This is a genomic window from Mesorhizobium sp. ESP-6-2 (genome assembly GCF_020164675.1).
Lineage (GTDB): Bacteria > Pseudomonadota > Alphaproteobacteria > Rhizobiales > Rhizobiaceae > Mesorhizobium.
Window position 1 is genome coordinate 400645 of the sequence record NZ_JAIUGT010000001.1, and the last position, 19050, is coordinate 419694.

Consider the following 19050-nt stretch of genomic DNA (forward strand, 5'->3'; position numbering starts at 1 on the left):
CCGATCACAGTGATTTGTTCCGTGGCACGATCATACAAGAAAAAACACGATCGCAATGCAGCCGGCGCAATTTTGCGAAAAGGACTGCGGGTGCTGACCGTGCGGGCGAGGCCCGGCCATCCCAGCCAGGGGCTGCTGCAGGCGGGCAGAACGGTGTTTGCCTGCGCGCTGGGACGTGGCGGCATCTCGGCCGGCAAGCGCGAAGGCGACGGCGCCACGCCGCTTGGCCAAATGCGGATCCTGTCGGGTTATTTCCGGGGAGACCACTTCTCCAGCGGCCGCATCACCCGGCTGGCGATGACGCCGATCGGGCCTGATCTCGGCTGGTGCGAAGTGCCCGACGACCGAAACTATAACAGGCCGGTCAAGATCCCCTACGGCGCCAGCCACGAACGCATGCGGCGCGACGACAGGCTCTATGATGCCTGCCTTGTGCTCGATTGGAATATAACGCCGCGCCGACGCGGACGCGGCAGCGCCATCTTCTTCCACCTGGCGCGCCCGGGCTTCACGCCCACGCAAGGCTGCGTCGCGGTGACCGCACGCACGATGGCGCGACTTTTGCCGCTGCTGTCGGACCGGACGGTGGTGAGGGTGGTAAGGTAGGGATTGGGTGTAGGGAAATAGGCAGTAGGCAGTAGGGCTCTTCCTAATCCTACTGCCTACCCCCTTTACCTCCGTGGCTGCTGCCAGCCGATGTCGAGCAGGCCCAGCCGGCCGAGTTCGCGGTCCATGGCACGGGAGACGTCTTTGCGTGTGGCGCCGACATCGCGCAACTGGCGATCCGACAAGTCCTCGACATCGTCCTGCGGCAGGCTTGCCGCGACCTTGGCCTGGCGGAGCCAGTCGAACGCGGCGGTCAGCCAGTTCAGCCGGCTCGCGGGAGCTCTCAAAGCTATGTGAGACATGATGCGGTTCCTTCCATCCGGATATAAAATCCGGTTTGATATTGGTTCGATGGTCGCATCATGCCCGATTGAAAGATTGGAGAGAAACGAGTAGTTCTTTCCGGATTATCAAGTTTTCTTTGAGGATCAGGACGCCATGACCGCGTCTGTTCTGGGGCCACGCTGATGGCCCGCCTGGTGCCGGGAACCCGGGCGCTGAGGACGCTGGAGGCAGCGGCCCGGCATCTCAATTTCACCCGGGCCGCCGACGAACTCGGCCTGACACCAGCCGCCGTCAGCCACCAGATCAAGGAGATCGAAGACCAGCTCGGTATCGTCCTGTTCACGCGCTCCAGCCGCAGCATCCGGCTGACGGAGGCCGGAACGGTGCTGTTCGAGGCCTCTGCCGATGCGCTCGACCTGCTTGGCAAGGCCGTCTCGCGGGCACAGAAGATGACGCGCGGCACGACGCTGCTGAAAGTGACTCTCGACGCACAATTCGCGACGAAATGGCTGATGCGGCGGGTCGAGGATTTCCGAAAAAAACATGAGGGCATCGAACTCAGGTTCGACATCGCCTACGGATTGCGGGATTTCGACCTTGACGATGTCGACGTCGGCATCCGCTTCGGCGCCGGCAGATATCCGGGACTTTGCGCGCACCGGCTGTTCGACAACGTCATCATCCCCGTGTGCAGCCCGAGCCTGCTGGCATCAGGTCCGCCGCTGCGCGAACCGCGCGATCTCTTCCATCACACGCTTGCCCATATCGAATGGGCGCGGCAGGGCGTGACCTGGCCGAACTGGCGCATGTGGATGGCCGCAGCCGGGGTCGACGATTTCGACGACAGCCGCACCATCGTTTTCGGCACCTCGGCCGACGCGGTCCAGGCGGCGATGGAAGGCAGCGCCGTGGCGCTCGCCGATTTCGCCATGGTGGCCAACGACCTTTCCGAAGGCAGGTTGGTGCGGCCGTTCGAACTCGGCATCAAGGTCGCGCCGGAATTCGCCTATTTCCTGGTCTATCCCAAGGAACTGGTGAACGATCCACGCATCATTGCCTTTCGCACGTGGATTCTGGAGGAAATGGCAAAATCCCAAACTGCGGACCGGGTGTAGCGGAGGCCTTCAGCTCGCCGCGGCGCCGAACCAGCCAACCACGGCGCCAATGATCAGCAGCACGCCAAGCCAGTGGCCGCCGTCAATGACGGTCAGGTCCCAGCCGAAATTCTCGTAGCGATGATTGACCGACAGCGTGGTTGCGACGAAACCGAGCCAAAGCACGAAACCGAAGACCAGTCCCGCCAGCAATGTCGGCTCGCCGCCCGTCACCGCGCCGACGACCAGGGCCATCACAAGCGCCATGACCAACTCGGCGATGAAAGAGACGAGGAATGGCAGCAACGATTTCTTCATGGTTGCCGGATCGAGTTTTGCAGCCTTCAGCCATGGCTTGCTCAAACCGGTGTACCAGCCGGCGCCGAACAGCCACGCCAGGATTGCGGCGACGATCACCGCCAGCCAGTTAACCGCTGAAAAATCCATGATATCCCCCACTGACCCGGAGCTCATGGAAACGCCTGTTCAGTGGCGGCGTCAAGCCGGGCGCGCGGTGCTCCACCGCCAGACAGTGGTGCGTTTTATTTCGGCATCCTCAAGCGCCCGCGTCACCGGTACCTGGTAGACGCCAAGCGGTTCCAACCCCGACCGCGGCAGATAGGAGCGGCCGGGATCGCCGATCAGGATATCGGCGCCGCGCCGCTTCAGAGCCGCGAACCAGGACGTCAGCCGGTCTGCGAACGGCTTGTCGTAGAAGACATCGCCGGCAAGAACCACGTCCCAGTCCGCATCCGTTCCGACGCAGTCATTCTGGACGAATTCGACCGCGACGCCATTGGCTTGCGCATTGAGCCGGACCGCCGTGGCGCAGAATGGATCGATGTCGGCGGCGGTCACCCCTGCCGCGCCGGCTTTGGCCGCGGCGATGGCGACGAGACCGGAGCCGGAGGCGAAGTCGAGCACGCGCTTGCCCCGCACCATGGCGGGGTTGTCGATGATATGGCGGGCAAGCCCCTGGCCGCCGGCCCAGGCAAAGGCCCAGAAAGGCGGCGGCAGCCCGATCTCGACCAGTTCGTCCTCGGTCCGCTGCCACAGATCATGCGCCTCGTCGGCAAGATACAGCGCAATCTCCGGCACGTGCGGCGGCGCCATCAGCGTCGTATTGTCGAGGATGAAGCGTTCCGCGCTATGGCTCGTGAGAACCGTCACGGAGCCGGCGTCAGCCCACCCATGCGGCAGACTTCCTTCCATTCGGCCGGCGTCACCGGCTGCACGGAAAGCCGGCCGAGCCGCACCAGCGCCATGTCGGCGAGCTTGGGATTGGCCTTGACCTGCTCCAGCGTCGGCGGGTTCGGCACATCCTTGAAGGCGCGGATGTCGACGCATTCCCAACGCGGATCGTCCGATGTGGTGTCGGGATGAGCCAGCGCGCAGACCTCGGCGATGCCGACCACGTTCAGCCCCTCGTTGGAATGATAGAAGAAGCCGAGATCGCCGATCTGCATGGCCTTCATGTTGTTGCGCGCCGCGTAATTGCGCACGCCGTCCCATTGCGTGCCGGCCTTGCCCTTGGCTTTCAACGCGTCGAAGGAGAAAACCGAGGGTTCGGATTTAAACAGCCAGTAGTTCATTTTTTCTCCTCCTTGCGGCCCATTTGCGGGCGACCGGGATTAACTAGCCGCCGGCTTGTTGATCGTCCAGTTCCACTGGCGGATCTCGACGCTTTCGAACAAGCCGGCCTTGGCGTAGGGATCAGCCGCCGACAAAGCTTGTGCAGCAGCCATGTCGGGTGCCTCGATCACCGCCAAGGTGCCATTCGGCTTGCCGTCGGCGTCGAGGAACGGGCCGGCGAACGCCAGTCTCCTTTCGCCAACAAGGCCTTCAAGAAAGACGACATGCTCGGGCCGTGTGTCGAGGCGCACCTGCAGGCTTCCCGGTTTATCCTTGCAGATCAAAGCAAACAGCATGGTCTTCTCCTGGTCGGTGGATCAAAGTCGTGGGGATTAATCGTCGGTTTCGGTCTTCAGCGGCCGGGTCATCAACGCCGACACAGCCTGGCGAATGGTGACGGTGCCGTCCAGTATGGCGGCGACGGCGGCGATGATCGGCGCGTCGATGCCGCGCTCGGTGGCGATGCGGGCGGCGATCGCCGCCGTCGGCACGCCTTCCGCCAGCGGCAGCCCGCCAAGCGGCTTGCCTTGCCCGAGCGCCAGTCCGTAGGCGAAGTTGCGCGATTGCGCGGACGAGCAGGTGAGCAGCAGGTCGCCAAGGCCGGAAAGCCCCATCAGCGTCTCGGGTCTGGCGCCGAAGGCGGCACCGATGCGGCGCAGTTCGACGAAGCCGCGCGTCACCATGGCGGCCTGGGCGCTGGCGCCAAGCCCGGCGCCAGTGACGGCACCCGCGGCGATGGCGAAGACGTTCTTCAACGCGCCGCCGATCTCGACGCCGATCAAATCATCATTCGAATAGCAGCGCAGATTTTCCGCCGAGAAGCGCGCGGCAAGCTTGGCCGCCAGCGCCTCGTCGCGGGCGGCAACCACCACCGCCGTCGGCAAGCCGCGGGCGACGTCACTAGCGAAGCTCGGGCCGGACAGAGCGGCGACCGGGCTCCCAGGCAGGATCTCCCCGACGATCGCCGAGAGCAAGTTGCCGGTGTCGCGTTCGATGCCTTTGGCGCAAAGGACAAGCGGAATGCCGGAAGGCATATGCGGCTTGGTGGCTGTCAGCATCGCCCGCAGCGATTGCGCAGGCGCCACTGCCAGCACGCAATCGGCTCCGTCGAGCGCGGCTTGGATGTTGCTCGTCGCCACGATGCCGGCCTGGAGCGCGATGCCAGGCAGATAGCGTCGATTTTCGCCGTGGTCGATTGCGGCGACGGTCTCCGGGTCGCGCGCATAAAGGCGGACGAAATGGCCGGCGCGTAGCATGGCCAGCGCCAAAGCGGTACCCCAGGCCCCGCCACCGAGCACGGCAACGCGCCAGCCGGTTGGCGCAGCCTCGACGCCGCTCATGCCTTCTTCGCTCATGCCCTCCTTGCTCATGCCATCCTTGCTCATGCCTTGGCCCCGCGCCGGCCCGAACCGATCATCGGCGCGGAGATGCTGTCCAGCGGCCAGCGCGAGCGCGGCACGAAATCGAAGCCGTTTTCTTGCGCCAGGCCTTCGCGCATCCGCTCGATGCCGGCCCAGGCGATCATTGCCGCATTGTCGGTGCAAAGTTTCAGCGGTGGAGCGACGAAGGCGAAGCACGCCTCGGCGCACAGCCGTTCCAGCGTCGCCTTGATCGTGTGGTTGGCGGCGACGCCACCGGCGACGACCAGCGCCGGCGCTACCGTACCGGGGAATTGCCGGCGGAACCGGGCGAGCGCGCGCGAGACACGGTCGCCCAGCGCGTCGGCCACCGCCGCCTGGAACGAGGCGCAGATGTCGGCGACGTCCCGGTCGCTCAAGGGCTCGATCGCGCTCGCCGCCTGGCGCACAGCGGTCTTCAGGCCGGAGAACGAAAAATCGGGCTGCGCCGACCCCTTCATCGGACGCGGGAAGGAAAAACGGCCCGCATCGCCCGATGCCGCCGCCTTCTCGACATTGGGACCGCCGGGATAGGGCAGGCCAAGCATCTTGGCTGTCTTGTCAAAGGCTTCGCCGAGCGCATCGTCGATGGTCGTCGCCCAGCGCTGGTAGTCGCCAACGCCGCGCACGGCCAGGATCTGTGTGTGACCGCCGGAAACCAGCAGCAGCAGATAGGGAAAGTCGAGCCCATCGGTCAGCCGTGCCGTCAAGGCATGGCCTTCGAGATGGTTGACGGCGATCAGCGGCTTGCCGGCCGCGGCTGCGATCGCCTTGGCCGTCATCAGCCCGACGATGAGGCCGCCGACGAGGCCCGGACCTGCGGTCGCGGCGATGGCGTCGATGTCGGCCAGCGCCACGCCCGAATCGGCAAGGGCTGCCTCGACAATGCCGTCCAGCGCCTCGACATGGGCGCGCGCGGCGATCTCCGGCACAACCCCGCCGAAGGCGGCATGCTCCTCGATCTGCGACAGCACGATATTGGACAGGATTTTGGGCGCGGCATCGCCCTCCAGCGCCACGACGCTGGCGGCGGTCTCGTCACAACTCGTTTCGATGCCCAGAACGCGGATCAACTGGTCGCTATCCCCTAGAGATTGTATATCGAGGCTTTCCCCGGTAGGAGACGCCCGGAAAAGGCGACTTCGCCTGCCCGGGGGTTATCACGGACCGCGCGCCATGCAAACAATCTTGAAGATCGGAACACGCGGCAGCCCGCTGGCGCTGGCGCAGGCGCAAGAAACGCGGGCGCGGCTGATGGCGGCGCATGATTTGCCGCAAGAAGCGTTCGAAATAGTTGTCATCTCGACCAGTGGCGACCGCATCCAGGACCGGCCGCTGTCGGAAGCTGGCGGCAAGGGCCTGTTCACCAAGGAGATCGAGGAGGCGCTGCTCGCCCGCGCGATCGACATTGCCGTGCATTCCTCGAAGGACATGCCGACGCAATTGCCCGACGGCCTGGAGCTCTCAGCCTTTTTGCCGCGTGAGGATGCACGCGATGCCTTTGTAGGCAGGGCGGCTAAGACGATCGCCGACCTGCCCAAAGGGGCGAAAGTCGGCTCGTCATCGCTCAGGCGCCAGGCGCTGATCCGCCGCATGCGGCCGGATCTCGACGTGGTGATGTTCCGTGGCAATGTCCAGACGCGGCTGCGCAAGCTCGATGAAGGCGTGGCCGCCGGCACCATCCTCGCCCATGCCGGGCTGAAGCGGCTCGGGCTCGGCCATGTAGTCACCGATCTGATCCCGCTCGACATCTTTCCGCCGGCGCCGGGCCAAGGCGCGATCGGCATCGAAACCCGCATCGGCGATGGCGACGTCGAACAGATGCTGGCGGCCATTCATGACCTGCCGACCGGACAGGCGCTGGCTTGCGAGCGCGCTTTCCTGGCGGCCCTCGACGGCTCCTGCCGCACACCGATTGCCGGTCATGCCGTGATAGACGGCGCGGACCTTTCTTTCGCGGGATTGATCATCTCGCCTGATGGTACGCAGTCGCACATGGTCGAGATGAAAGGCCCGGCGCTGGATGCCGCCCTCATCGGTGAAGAGGCGGCAAGGACGGTGCGGGCCAGGGCCGGCGAGACATTCTTCGACGGCTGGGCCTGACGGTGCAGCGCGTTCTGGTGACGCGGCCGGAACTGGGCGCCTCCCGCACCGCGCGACTGCTGCAGGACATGGGGTTTCTACCGGTGCTTTTGCCGCTGACCGAGACGGTGGCGTTGCCGGTCGATGCGGACCTCGTCATCGTCAATGCCGGGGCCGTTGCGGTGACCAGCGCCAATGCCGTGCGCTTTGCGCCGAAGGAGGTCGTCGCCCGGCTTTCGGACTTGCCTTGCCATGCCGTCGGCAAGAGGACCGCGCAAGCCGCGCGTGAAGCAGGGTTTTTGTCCGTCAGCGAAGGTCCCGGCAATGCCGAGGGTCTTGCCGGCAGTCTTGCCGGCGAATTCCAGGGCAAGACCATTGTCTATCTCTGCGGACGCGTGCGCTTCCCGACATTCGAGCAGGGGCTGCAAGCTGCCGATGTCGGGGTCCGCCCCGTCGAGACATACGACACGCTCGCCGTGACCTATTCGGACGAGGCCGTGCTCGCCCGTCTGTCAGGGCAAACCGCGGATGCGGTGCTGCTCTATTCCGCCAGGGCGGCTGCCGCGCTGCGGGTCCTGGTCAGGCGGCCTGCGCTGCATGAAATCTTTGGCAAGACGCGGGTTTTTGCCCTGTCGCATCGCATCGCCGCCGTCCTTGGCGACGTCGCTGGCGACCGTATCCGCATAGCTGCACGGCCCGACGAGGATGCGCTGCTTTCGCTTTTGCGGCCCGGGCGCTGAGCCGCGTCATCACACCGCCCCTTTTCACCGCTTGGTGATGTGCTAGACCCTCTTTGAACCATCCCCAAGCGAATTCGCGGAGCCCAAGCATGGTCAAGACGCCGAAGATGCGACATTCGAAAAGCCGCCGCGATCCGGTGACCATCGAACTCGAGCCCGGCGCCGTTTCCCGCATCGCCGACGAGAATGCCGCCAAGGCCGGGGCGCAAACCGACGAGGCCAAGGCGGAGGAAGCCGCGAACGCCTCGCAGCCGGAGGCGCCCGAAGAGCCTGTGCACGCCGACCAGACCGATCTCGAACCCTGGGAGCACGCCGAGGCGACAGCGCGCCGATCGGATCGATCCGCGGAAAGCGCCCGCAAGGCGGACGAACCGGCGGCGGCCTACCCCGGTTCCCCGGACGACGCCGCTGGCAAGGCCGGCGCCTTCGACTACAGTTTCGAGGACGCATCGGCGAAGCGCGCCGAACCTGATCCGGCCGGGCCGGTGACCGGCGCCTCGGCGGGGAACGGGAAAACCGCATCCGCACCGCCACCGCCGCCGAAGCGGGTCAACGGCATCGCGGCGGGCATCATCGGCGGTGTCATCGCGCTGGTCGGCGCCGGCGGATTGCAGTTTGCCGGCCTGCTCGGCGCGCCGGGCTCCGGTGCCAGCGTCTCGCTCGAAGGCGTCAACGGCGAAATCGCTGCGCTCAGAACCGAGATCGCGGATCTGAAGCAAGCCGGCGACGGCGGTGCGTCGGCCAAGGTCGACAGCTTGTCCGCGGCGTTGGACCAGGTCAGGACGGATGTCGCGGCGCTAAAATCGGCGGCCGAGCAAGGCGGAGCGGGCGACAATGCCGGGCTGGCCGCGCTTGGCGACAAGGTCAGGCAGATCGAGACGGCGGTTGGGGCGCTAGGCAAGGCCGGCAACCCGGCTCCAGTGGATCTCGGTCCGCTCAATGAGAGGCTGGCCGGCCTCGATGCGCTGGTCAAATCGGCCGGCGAGGCGGCGGCGAAGCAGGACGGCCGGCTCACCGCGCTGGAGCAGTCGGTGGCGCAGCTTTCCGGCAAAGTCGAGGCGCAGGCCGGACAGCCGAAGGTCGCGCTCGCCATCGCCGCTTCGGCGCTGAAGGCGGCGCTCGACCGTGGCGCGCCGTTCGGTGCCGAGCTTGAGACCTTCGCCGCGATAGCGCCGGACGCGCCGCAGCTTGCGGCTCTGCGTGCCTACGCGCAAAAGGGCGTCCAGACCCGCACCGAGATCGCATCGCAGATGGATGCCGCAGCCAACGCCATGGTCGCGGCGGCCACGCCCGTGGACGAAAATGCCGGGCTGCTGCAGAACCTTCTGTCGAGCGCCGAATCGCTGGTCAAAGTCCGGCCGATCGGCGCTGTCCAGGGCGCCGGCGCACCGGAAACCATCGCGCGCATGGAGGTGGCGGTCAATCAGGGCGACTATGCCAAGGCGCTCACCGAATATGAGACGCTGCCCGCGCCTGCAAAGGCGGCCGGCGCCGATTTTGCCGGCAAGCTGAAGGCACGCATCGAGGTCGAGACGCTGATCGATGCGCTGATATCAGGCGCGATGAAGGCGTGAGGAACCAGCGATGATCCGAATCCTGCTCTTCCTCGCCGTCGTCTTCGCGCTGGGCCTAGGCTTTGCCTGGCTGGCGGACCGGCCGGGCGACATGGTCATCACCTTCAACGGCTACCAGTATCAGGTCAGCCTGATGGTGGCGGCGGTGGCGGTGGTCGCCGTCGTCGCGGCGGTGATGATCCTGTGGTGGCTGATCAAGTCGGTCTGGAACAGCCCCTACACCATTTCGCGCTATTTCCGGGTGCGGCGCCGCGACCGCGGCTATCAGGCGCTGTCGACCGGCATGATCGCCGCCGGCGCCGGCGACGGCGCACTGGCCCGCAAGAAGACCAAGGAAGCGGCCAAGCTGATCCGCTCCGACCAGGAGCCATTGATCCATCTGCTCGAGGCCCAGGCTTCGCTGCTCGAAGGCGACCACGAAGGCGCGCGCCAGAAATTCGAGAGCATGCTCGACGATCCCGAGATGCGGCTGCTCGGCCTGCGCGGACTTTATCTCGAAGCCGAGCGCCTAGGGGACCGCAATGCCGCCAGGCACTATGCCGGGCGCGCCGCCGGCATGGCGCCGCAACTGGCCTGGGCGGCCGAATCGACGCTTGAAGAGCTGACCGGTCGCGGCGACTGGGACGGCGCGCTGAAGTTGGTCGAGGCGCAGAAGGCGACCCGCCAGATCGAACGCGACGCCGCCAACCGCCGACGCGCCGTGCTGTTGACCGCCAAGGCGCAGTCACTCGCCGACAGCGATTCCGCGGCCGCCCGCACGGCGGCGATAGAGGCCAATCGGCTGCAGCCGGAGTTCGCGCCGGCCGCGGTCGCGGCTGCGACGCTGCTGTTTCGCCAGAACGACGTGCGCAAGGGCTCGAAAATACTCGAGACGGCCTGGAGGGCCGAACCGCATCCGGAGATAGCGGAGCTCTATACCCATGCAAGGCCAGGCGACGCCGTGCTCGATCGCCTCAACCGGGCGAAGAAATTGCAGGAGATGAGGAAGAACCACGCCGAATCCTCAATGACGGTGGCGCGCGCCGCGCTCGATGCGCAGGATTTTGCGACCGCCCGCCACGAGGCCGAGGCGGCAATCCGGATGGACCGCCGCGAGGGCGCCTATCTGCTTCTGGCCGACATCGAAGAAGCCGAGACCGGCGACCAGGGCAAGGTGCGACAGCTCTTGTCCAAGGCGGTGCGGGCGCCGCGCGATCCGGCCTGGGTCGCCGACGGCGTGGTCTCGGAGCGCTGGGCGCCGGTATCGCCGGTCACCGGCCGGCTCGATGCCTTCGAGTGGCGCGCACCGACGGAGCGCCTGGGCCAACTGATCGACAGTCGTGACGAGGCGCCGGACGCCCCGGTGGTGGCCATCGAAGCGCCCGGCAGGCCAGCGCCGGAAAAGCCGGTCGAGGTGATCGATCATGCCGCTTCGGGGAGCGAGACGGCAGGCAAGCAGGCCGAGACCCACGAGGGCGATGTCAGGCCGGTGACGGCGCAGGCCTTCGCCGCGGCGCCTGACGATGCCGAGGCCGTCGAGCCGGCGGAGGAATTGGCGCGCCTGCCGGACGATCCCGGCGTCGATCCGGACGACGAGGCGGAAAAATCGCCGCGCCGGTTCCGGTTGTTTTGAGTTGTCCGGGTGGCCCGGTCGTTTGGGAATGGATTGATGTTCGAACGCGTTCTGTCGTTTCTGAGGGATTTGCCGACCGGCGCCGGTGCCCGCGCCAGCGCCGATGATCCACGCGTGGCGGCTTCGGCGCTGCTCTACCATGTCATGAACGCGGACGGCGTGCGCCAGGATGTCGAGTGGGAGCGGTTCAAGGCAGTGCTGGCGCAGACCTATTCGATCAACGGCAACGAACTAGACGCGCTGGCTGCGGCCGGCGAGCGCGCCGACAACGAGGCGATCGACCTCTATGCCTTCACCAGCGTGCTGAAGCGTCACCTCGATGCCGAAGGGCGCAAGGCTTTTATCGGCCTGATGTGGGAGATCGTCTATGCCGATGGCGAGCTGCACGAGCTGGAGGACAACACGGTCTGGCGCGTTGCCGAGCTGATCGGCGTCGAACGCCACGACCGGATCGAGGCGCGCCGCAAGGCGGCGGCCGGGTCGCCGGGCGCCCTTGGAACGTCTAGCGACGAATAGGGTCCCATCTTACGATGCCGCCGAAGCCGTCGCGTTCGAAGCCAAGAATCCTGATCGTGCTGCATCAGGAGAATTCGAGCCCTGGGCGGGTCGGCCATATGCTTCTCGAAGAAGGCTTCGATCTCGACATCCGCCGTCCGCCGCTTGGCGATGCCTTGCCGGAGACACTCGACGCCCATGCCGGCGCCGTGGTGTTCGGCGGGCCGATGAGCGCCAATGACGAGGACGAATTCGTCCGCCGCGAGACCGACTGGCTTGAGGTTCCGCTGCGTGAGAACCGGCCGCTGCTGGGCATCTGCCTTGGTGCGCAGATGCTGGCCAACCATCTCGGCGGCAAGGTCGAGGGCCATGGCGAAGGTCTGGTCGAGATCGGCTGGTATCCGCTCAAGGCGACCGAAGCCGGCAGGAAGCTGATGCATTGGCCCGAAATGGTCTATCAGTTCCATCGCGAAGGTTTTTCGCTGCCCAGCGACGCGACACTGCTGGCTACGAACGAGACCTATCCCAACCAGGCCTTTCGCTACGGCGAGAATGCCTGGGGCATCCAGTTCCATGGCGAACTGACCCGAGTGATGATGCAGCGCTGGGTGGTGCGCGGCGCGCACCGCTTCGAATTGCCGGGCGCCCAGCCCGGCCGCGACCATCTCGGCGGCCGGCTCATCTGGGACATGCACCTCAAGCGCTGGCTGGACGAGTTCCTGATCCTGATTTTCGGCGGCCGACGGCGCGGTCGCGGCACCACCATCCCCTGACAGCGGATCGTTTAACGCCTGCTAGTCCGAAAACGCCACGCTCACACCGCGGTGGCGAAAATAAGCCTGCATCAATTTGCGGCCCGAGCGGTTGTTCTGCGCCAGTTTGGTGGGATCGAACACCGCCTGCTTTATCCCCTCTCGTGCCAGCGCTGCCTTAAGCGTCGCGATATGGGCGTCGAGATCGGCATTGTCCGCCCGCAGCGACACATAGATACTCTCGGTTGCCTCGGCCACGGTCGGTTCGCTCACAGGTATCGTCCTTTGGTTGGTCGGGCGGCGGCTTAGCACAGATTCGCAGCCCGCCGATACCGGTGGACCTGAATTCGATGCCCCGTCAGTTTCGTCCATTGAGGTGCCGCACCCTTCGGAGCGCCGGGAACAGGTAGGCCCACAGGCCGGCAACGGCAATGGCGCCGACGCCGCCGATGACGACGGCTGGCACCGTGCCGATCAGCGCCGCCATGGTGCCGGCGCGGAATTCGCCGAGCTCGTTGGAGGCGCCGACGAAGACCTGATTGACGGCGTTGACGCGGCCGCGGACATGATCGGGGGTCCAGAGCTGGATCAAGGTTTCCCTGATGTAGACGCTGAACATGTCGGTGGCGCCGAGGAAGGCCAATGCCAGGATCGACAGCCAGGCGATGGTCGACAGGCCGAACAGCACCGTAAAGGCGCCGAACGCGGCCACGAAGCCGAGCATGATCAGGCCCGCGTGGTTTCGGATAGGATGGCCAGCGAGCCAGATGGCGACACAGATGGCACCCACCCCTGGCGCCGAGCGCAGCAAACCAAGCCCCCAGGGGCCGAGTTGCAATATGTCGCGGGCATAGATCGGCAGCAGCGCCGAGGCGCCGGACAGGAGCACGGCGAAGAGATCGAGCGAGATGGCGCCAAGCACGATCTTCTCGCCCCAGATGTAACCAAAGCCGGCGAACAGGGTCTGCATGGTCGGCTTGTCGGTCTCGCTGCGCTGGGCCGGCCTCGGTATGGTGAAGATCAGCAGCCCGGCGACGAGCATCAGCGCCGTGGCCGTGCCATAGGCGACCTCGGCCGATACGCCGTAGAGCAGGCCGCCGGCGACCGGCCCGACGATGGTCGCCGTCTGCCAGGCCGACGAGTTCCAGGCGATGGCGTTGGCGAAATCCCGGGGCGGCACCAGATTGGCGAACAGCGACGACGAGGCCGGTCCGAAGAAGGCGCGGGCAATGCCGAACATGGCGAGCACGATGAAGATTGGCAGCGGGCCGCTGATGCCGCGCAGGGTCAGGATGAGCAGCGCGAGCGCGCAGATCGCCTCGAGCAGCACCGCCAGCGCCATGATCAGCCGGCGGCCGAAACGGTCGGCAACGACCCCGGTGACCAGCACCAGGAGCAGCGAAGGCAGGAATTGGACGATGCCGACAAGGCCGAGATCGAGCGGGTCGCGGGTCAGGTCGTACATCTGCCAGCCGACCGCGACGGACACGATCATGGTGGCGAACGTGGTGAGGAAGCGCGCCGCCCAATAGCTCAGGAAGGAGCGGTGGCGGAACGCGGCATAGCGCTGGTCCGGTGATATCTGTTTGGAGGTCATGGAACGAGGCCCCGTTAGAAGGATGGAGGCCGGCGGGGCACTTCCACGATGGACGCTGGTCCGGCCAGGGAACCCTTTAGCCCAGTTCGACGTATGAGGCGCGCAAAAACAGGTTCTGGATCAAGGATTTTCTGACGTGTTCCATCGAACGCACACGAAACTCACCCACAAGACCCAGCGGGACAGAAAAGCCTATCGGGTGTCTCGAAGACCGCATGTCTCCCCATCGTTCACGCGATAGCCTTGAAAGCCGATCAGTGAGCAGCATTCTTTTCGGCTTGCCCACTGGCCTGGCCGAAACTTACCAATACATTGAGGTTCTGGCGATAATGCCGAGCGTCATTTTACCCTTATATATCGTCGTCCCTTGTGAATTGGGAATAATAGACCATTTTATTTTGGAATAGTGCGAAAAAACGTAGGCGTAATCAGCAATCTTTTGCTGGCTCCTTTCTGTCACGTGCATTTAAGTACTTGCTAAACCAAGCATGGTGCTTACTGGATTATTAAGCATTTTCAAAACAGAACTCAAGATCGGGCAATTTTCCCTTGCTAGCCGGCGAAATCGGTTACAACCTATGGATACATCAACCGCGCCGGCGGATCGTTGGCATGCTTGGGCGGATGGGCGCTAGGCATGGAGAGGGAAATGGACATTCGCCAAGGCGGCTCCCGCTGGGAGCGTTCCCCTCGACTTGAGGAATTGCGACAGCTGGCCGCAAAGTCGTCGAATGCATGGACCACAGCCCGGGCGTTTCGTGGTCCGCGAAGCTTTTGTCCTCTTCCGATCGTCCCCCGATCGACGGATGAACCGCCGCCGGGGAGCGAGGAGAATAAATCATGAAACGTATAGTTTATTCGGTTATCGCCAGTGTTTTACTGGCGGTCGCCGGCTGCACCACCGACGATCAGACCATCGACGCCAGGCCGCAATACGACAAGCAAGGCAATCCCAATTTCGATACGCGAGGCAGATACATTGGCTGCCATGGGATCGGATGCAAAGTCGATGACCCTGATGATGGGGATCAAAGCATCGACGACAGGCCGCAATACGACAGGCAAGGCAATCCAAACTTCGATACGCAGGGCAACTATCAGGGGTGCAATGGCATTGGCTGCCAGGTCGATGCGCCTGACGATGACAATTCGTCGGATGACGGCGATTCCGACTGACAGCCACACGCCGTGAAGGAAGAGGAAATCACCTATGTCTGAACTCGGCGACTTGGTTCGACGGCACGCCAAAATCGTCATGATCGGGCTGGCGGGGTTGATACCGACATCTGCTTTCGCGAACGATGCCTGCGAAGGCGTCAAGGTCGAAGTGACGAAGGCGCGCAAACAGGAATATGCACCGCTCGTCGCTTCGGCGATGGACAATAAGTTCAAGCCCGCCCGCGCCAAGTTCATCACCATCTTGGAAAGCGGCAACTGGAGCGCCGCGTATGTCTCCACGCCTGTTAGTGATGACGGCGTGATGTTCTTCCAGACCGTCGACGGAAGGAAGCAGTTTCGTGACGTATGGGGCGGCTATGCCGATCCATCGGAAAAGCCTGAACTGGTATCCTGGGCGAAGAAGCTCGGAGCGCCGGAAAAGCTGGCCAGGTGTTTCGCCGAAACCGTTACGGAATGACGACGCTCACCTGCAAAGAGGAGGAGAACCAATGAAAACCGCAATTCTGACCGCCGCCGTGGTTCTGGCCATGCCGGCTTTCGCTTTTGCCAAGGACAAGTGCGCCGACGCCAAGGATCAGGCCACCATGAACCAGTGCGCCGATGCTTCGTTCAGGAAATCCGACAAGAAGCTCAACGAACTTTACAAGCAGATCGAAACCCGCCTGAAGGACGACGCGGATACCAAGAAGCTTCTTGTCCAAGCGCAGCAGGATTGGATCAAGTTCCGCGACGCCGAGTGCAATTTCCAGACCGCGGGAGCGGCCGGAGGCAGCGTGGTCCCCATGCTCCTCTCGATGTGCATGGATGGCCTGACGCAATCCCGGGTCAAGGATTTCGAGGGTTACCTGAACTGCAAGGAAGGCGATCTGAGCTGTTCGGTTCCGGCAGCGAACTGAGCTTTCCACCCCGCCTGAAGGCGGGGTGGAAAATCATTCCCTCAGCGCGGCGGAGATGGCGTCGAGCCCACCCTGCAATTGCGCGCTCGCCATGGAAGAGCGTAAGATCGGGCAGCGACAGGCCGAGGTCGAATGGCTTCTGGTCAGCGATCGAATTTCGGAGAGATTGTAACGGATGCGGTCGTAGCCCTATTCCTCCGGCGCCTCTTTCTCGATCACCATCCTGGTGTAGTTCATGGCTTGGCACGTCCAGGCCAAAAAGCATGAAGCCTGCCAAGACGGAACCGCCGGCAGGCCTCAATCAAACCATTGGCTCAGCGCCGGAATGCGCGCTCAGGCCGAGACCTTGGCTTTCCTGCCTCTGGCCGGCGCTTTCGGGGCGACGGCCTTGCGGCCGAGACCGATCGACTTCGCCAGTTCCGAACGCGAGGCCGCGTAATTGGGAGCGACCATCGGATAGTCCGACGGCAAGCCCCATTTGGCGCGGTAAGCGTCCGGCGTCAGGCCGAAATGCACGCCCAGATGACGCTTCAGCGATTTGAACTTCTTGCCATCCTCCAGGCAGATGATGAAATCCGGCGTCACCGACTTCTTGGGATTGACCGCCGGCACGAGCGGCGCCGCCACGGGTACGGCCGGCTGGCCGAGCCCACTGATCGAAGCGCTGACGCTGGCGATGAGGTCGGCCAGGCCGGAGGCGGGCAGGCGGTTCTTCTCGACGTAAGCCGACACGATATGGGCGGTCAGCTCGAGAAGGTCGATATCCTTGCGAGCGTCGTTGCTGTCGTCGGTCAATCTATTTTCCTCCGTCTATGGCGTATGGGGCCCGAAATCGGCACAGTTTCGGATGGGATGATGCGCAAAGTTAAAGTGCGGCGGCGTCTTTGCACGTCCCTCGCGGTGCGTCGCGATGTAGTGCGCCGGAATTCCTAGTCGGCAAATCTGCGCAATGCAACGACTTGGCCCAGTGTCACACATTATTTTGAATAACTATACTGAACTGTAATACTATCAGACGATCAGGGCCTTGTCTCGCCACAGACGAAATCCGCCTTCGAAGGCGCGTGTGTTGTCGCCGCGCCTGCTGTCGGCGGGCAAATCGTCGAGCTTGTCGACATTGCCGCCGCCGATGACGACATAATCGGGCTGCATGGCGGCGCGCAGCCTCTCGACGACGTCGAAAACGGATTTGCGCCACTTCTTCTTGCCGCGTTTCACAAGGCCGCGTTCACCGACATAGTCCTCGAAGCTCTTGCCCTTCTTGTAGGGGAGATGGGCGAGCTCCATCGGCTGGGCTACGTTGTCGACGATCATCGCCGCACCCAGGCCGGTTCCCAGCCCCAGGAACAGCATGCGACCGCCTTCATAGCTGCCGATGGCCTGCATCAGCGCGTCGTTCACCACCTTGACCGGCCTGCCGAATTGCGCGGCGAAGTCGAAGCCGGCCCAGCCCTTGCCGAGATTGGCGGGATCGAGCAACGGCCTGTTGTGATGCACCGGGCCGGGATAGCCCATCGAGACGACGTCGTAGGAGAGCCCGTCGGCCAGCGCCTTCACCGCATCGATCATCTGCTGCGGTGTGAGATCCGGCCCGGAATCGGCGCGGTGCTCAGTGCCGCCTGCGCTGGTAAGGATCTTGATGTGCGAGCCGCCGATGTCGATCGACAGCACGGTCGGGTCGCCGCTCGCCGTTTTCGACCTTGCCGTCCTGCCCATGCTGCCGTCTCCCAGCCTATTTCGACGGATTGATCCAGCCGTTCGGCGGCCCGAAGCCGTTCATCGCCTCGGCCGGCCCCCAGGTCTTCGGTTCATAAAGATGCGGCGGCGTGGTGTCGCCGAGGACCGGCCCGACGATGCGCCAGGCAAGTTCGCTGGCGTCCTGACGGGTGAAAAGCTGGCCATTGCCGTTCATGGCGTCGCCGATCAGCCGTTCATAGGGCGGCATGTCGCCTTTGCTGTCGTCGAGCGCCGTCAGTTCGACCTGCTCGCCGATCATGTCGTCGCCCGCTGCCTTGCGCTGCGCGCCGATCGAGATCGCCACCTGCGGGTCGATGCGGAAGCGCACATAATTGGCGTCGTTCGGCTTGATCGGGTCGAAGACATCGAGCGGCGGCCGCTTCAGCCGCACGATCACCTCCGTGGCATGCACCGGCATGTTCTTGCCGGCGCGGATGAAGAACGGCACGTCGCGCCAGCGCCAGGTGTCGACGAGGAAGCGCACCGCGGCGAAGGTTTCGACCGGCGAGTTGGGCGCCACGCCGGGCTCGGCGAGATAGCCGTCGAACTGGCCGCGCACGATATCGTCCTTGGTCAAGGTGCGGATCGCGCGCAGCACCTGCACCTTCTCATCGATCAGGTCGTCGGCGGAACGGCCGACAGGCGGTTCCATCGCCAGCAGCAGGAGGATGTTGAGCAGATGGTTCTCGATCACGTCCCTGACGCAACCGACCTCGTCATAGAAGCGGCCGCGCCCGTCGATGCCGAAATCCTCGGCCATGGTGATCTGCACGCTCTCGACGAAATTGCGGTTCCAGATCGGTTCCAGGAAGGAATTGGCGAAGCGGAAATAGAGCAGGTTCTGGATCGCTTCCTTGCCGAGATAGTGGTCGATGCGGAAGATCGACTGTTCGTCGAACACCAGATGCAGCACCCGGTTCAGCCAGCGTGCCGATTGCAGGTCATGGCCGAAGGGCTTTTCCACCATCAGCCGCGCGCCGCGCGCCGTGCCCGATTGCTCCAGGCCCTGGACCACCGTCTCGAACATGGTCGGCGGCACCGCCATATAGTGCAGCGGCCGCTGGGCGGTGCCCAGCGCGCTCTTCAGTTTCTCGAACGTGGCCGGATCGCGATAGTCGCCGCTGACATAGCGCAGCAGCGACGCGAGCTTGGCGAACACCTTCTCGTCGATCCTGCCGAGCGCATTGACGATGCCGTCACGCGCGCGATCCTGCAATTTCTTCAAATCCCAGGCGTCGAAGGCGACGCCGATTACCGGTTCGCTGAGCGTCCCTTTGGCGACCATGGCGTAGAGGGACGGAAATATCTTCTTGTGGGCGAGGTCGCCGGTCGCCCCGAAGAGCACCAGCGTGTCGGACCGTTCCTGGCTCAT

General features: G+C 64.4%; 23 protein-coding genes. 11 read left to right on the forward strand and 12 right to left on the reverse strand.

The annotated features are described in order from the left end of the window. The first annotated feature begins 90 nt into the window (after positions 1 to 90). On the forward strand, positions 91 to 606 hold the full coding sequence (locus tag LB532_RS01995) for a L,D-transpeptidase (RefSeq protein ID WP_224556321.1): 516 nt from the start codon (positions 91 to 93) through the stop codon (positions 604 to 606). Between the two features lie 65 nt (positions 607 to 671). Here LB532_RS01995 and LB532_RS02000 read toward each other — a convergent pair whose 3' ends face one another. Then, positions 672 to 908, reverse strand: coding sequence for a hypothetical protein (locus LB532_RS02000; RefSeq protein ID WP_140643345.1), 237 nt, complete (start codon positions 906 to 908; stop codon positions 672 to 674). A 165-nt stretch (positions 909 to 1073) separates the two neighbouring features. On the opposite strand from LB532_RS02000, the gene gcvA reads away from it, so the two are divergent. Continuing rightward, positions 1074 to 2006 carry a transcriptional regulator GcvA gene (gene gcvA, locus LB532_RS02005; protein ID WP_140643346.1) on the forward strand — a complete coding sequence of 311 codons (933 nt, stop codon included), beginning with the start codon at positions 1074 to 1076 and terminating at the stop codon, positions 2004 to 2006. Positions 2007 to 2015: 9 nt separating this feature from the next. On the opposite strand, the gene LB532_RS02010 is transcribed toward gcvA, so the two are convergent. From LB532_RS02010 to tsaD, 6 genes are read right to left on the reverse strand one after another with little or no spacing between them, the layout of a single operon-like run. Next, positions 2016 to 2432: a DUF1761 domain-containing protein gene (locus LB532_RS02010; RefSeq protein ID WP_140643347.1), complete on the reverse strand. Its 417-nt coding sequence runs from the start codon at positions 2430 to 2432 to the stop codon at positions 2016 to 2018. A gap of 51 nt (positions 2433 to 2483) precedes the next feature. After that, positions 2484 to 3197 (reverse strand): class I SAM-dependent methyltransferase, encoded by a 714-nt coding sequence (locus tag LB532_RS02015; protein WP_411908870.1) that lies wholly within the window; start codon positions 3195 to 3197, stop codon positions 2484 to 2486. Further along, entirely contained in the window at positions 3152 to 3577 is a 426-nt protein-coding gene (locus tag LB532_RS02020) for an EVE domain-containing protein (protein ID WP_140643351.1), read from the reverse strand. The genes LB532_RS02015 and LB532_RS02020 overlap by 46 nt, the downstream gene beginning before the upstream one ends. Before the next feature lie 39 nt (positions 3578 to 3616). Beyond that, positions 3617 to 3913, reverse strand: a complete 297-nt coding sequence (locus LB532_RS02025) for a YciI-like protein (protein ID WP_140643353.1) — start codon at positions 3911 to 3913, stop codon at positions 3617 to 3619. 36 nt (positions 3914 to 3949) lie between these two features. After that, entirely contained in the window at positions 3950 to 4972 is a 1023-nt protein-coding gene (locus LB532_RS02030; protein WP_140643495.1) for an NAD(P)H-dependent glycerol-3-phosphate dehydrogenase, read from the reverse strand. Positions 4973 to 4998: 26 nt separating this feature from the next. After that, complete coding sequence (gene tsaD / locus LB532_RS02035; protein WP_140643355.1) at positions 4999 to 6087, reverse strand: tRNA (adenosine(37)-N6)-threonylcarbamoyltransferase complex transferase subunit TsaD; 1089 nt, start codon at positions 6085 to 6087, stop codon at positions 4999 to 5001. 103 nt (positions 6088 to 6190) lie between these two features. Between tsaD and hemC the strand changes: the two genes are divergently transcribed. The 6 genes from hemC to LB532_RS02065 all read left to right on the forward strand — a co-directional run bounded on the left by hemC (position 6191) and on the right by LB532_RS02065 (position 12290). Next, entirely contained in the window at positions 6191 to 7117 is a 927-nt protein-coding gene (gene hemC, locus LB532_RS02040; RefSeq protein ID WP_140643357.1) for a hydroxymethylbilane synthase, read from the forward strand. Between the two features lie 2 nt (positions 7118 to 7119). Beyond that, positions 7120 to 7836, forward strand: a complete 717-nt coding sequence (locus tag LB532_RS02045) for a uroporphyrinogen-III synthase (RefSeq protein WP_140643359.1) — start codon at positions 7120 to 7122, stop codon at positions 7834 to 7836. Positions 7837 to 7925: 89 nt separating this feature from the next. Beyond that, on the forward strand, positions 7926 to 9410 hold the full coding sequence (locus LB532_RS02050) for a mitofilin family membrane protein (RefSeq protein ID WP_140643361.1): 1485 nt from the start codon (positions 7926 to 7928) through the stop codon (positions 9408 to 9410). A gap of 10 nt (positions 9411 to 9420) precedes the next feature. Next, positions 9421 to 11022, forward strand: coding sequence for a heme biosynthesis protein HemY (locus LB532_RS02055; protein ID WP_140643363.1), 1602 nt, complete (start codon positions 9421 to 9423; stop codon positions 11020 to 11022). Positions 11023 to 11058: 36 nt separating this feature from the next. Continuing rightward, entirely contained in the window at positions 11059 to 11538 is a 480-nt protein-coding gene (locus LB532_RS02060; protein ID WP_140643365.1) for a TerB family tellurite resistance protein, read from the forward strand. Between the two features lie 14 nt (positions 11539 to 11552). Then, positions 11553 to 12290 (forward strand): glutamine amidotransferase, encoded by a 738-nt coding sequence (locus tag LB532_RS02065; RefSeq protein WP_140643367.1) that lies wholly within the window; start codon positions 11553 to 11555, stop codon positions 12288 to 12290. A 21-nt stretch (positions 12291 to 12311) separates the two neighbouring features. On the opposite strand, the gene LB532_RS02070 is transcribed toward LB532_RS02065, so the two are convergent. Both LB532_RS02070 and LB532_RS02075 read right to left on the reverse strand, forming a co-directional pair. Then, complete coding sequence (locus tag LB532_RS02070; RefSeq protein ID WP_140643369.1) at positions 12312 to 12542, reverse strand: hypothetical protein; 231 nt, start codon at positions 12540 to 12542, stop codon at positions 12312 to 12314. Between the two features lie 85 nt (positions 12543 to 12627). Beyond that, positions 12628 to 13866, reverse strand: a complete 1239-nt coding sequence (locus tag LB532_RS02075) for an MFS transporter (protein WP_140643370.1) — start codon at positions 13864 to 13866, stop codon at positions 12628 to 12630. 840 nt (positions 13867 to 14706) lie between these two features. On the opposite strand from LB532_RS02075, the gene LB532_RS02080 reads away from it, so the two are divergent. Genes LB532_RS02080 through LB532_RS02090 form a run of 3 tightly spaced genes read left to right on the forward strand, consistent with a single transcriptional unit; the run spans position 14707 to position 15941 of the window. Beyond that, a complete protein-coding gene (locus LB532_RS02080; RefSeq protein WP_140643372.1) occupies positions 14707 to 15042 on the forward strand; it encodes a hypothetical protein in 336 nt (111 codons plus the stop codon). Between the two features lie 34 nt (positions 15043 to 15076). Beyond that, entirely contained in the window at positions 15077 to 15502 is a 426-nt protein-coding gene (locus LB532_RS02085; RefSeq protein WP_140643373.1) for a hypothetical protein, read from the forward strand. 31 nt (positions 15503 to 15533) lie between these two features. Further along, the gene (locus LB532_RS02090) at positions 15534 to 15941 is read left to right on the forward strand and encodes a lysozyme inhibitor LprI family protein (RefSeq protein WP_140643375.1); all 408 of its coding nucleotides are present in this window, start codon (positions 15534 to 15536) and stop codon (positions 15939 to 15941) included. Between the two features lie 333 nt (positions 15942 to 16274). On the opposite strand, the gene LB532_RS02095 is transcribed toward LB532_RS02090, so the two are convergent. From LB532_RS02095 to zwf, 3 genes are all read right to left on the reverse strand, one after another. Continuing rightward, positions 16275 to 16736 (reverse strand): MucR family transcriptional regulator, encoded by a 462-nt coding sequence (locus LB532_RS02095; protein ID WP_140492615.1) that lies wholly within the window; start codon positions 16734 to 16736, stop codon positions 16275 to 16277. Between the two features lie 216 nt (positions 16737 to 16952). Further along, on the reverse strand, positions 16953 to 17657 hold the full coding sequence (locus tag LB532_RS02100; protein ID WP_140643376.1) for an ROK family protein: 705 nt from the start codon (positions 17655 to 17657) through the stop codon (positions 16953 to 16955). A gap of 16 nt (positions 17658 to 17673) precedes the next feature. Further along, entirely contained in the window at positions 17674 to 19050 is a 1377-nt protein-coding gene (gene zwf / locus LB532_RS02105) for a glucose-6-phosphate dehydrogenase (protein ID WP_140643378.1), read from the reverse strand.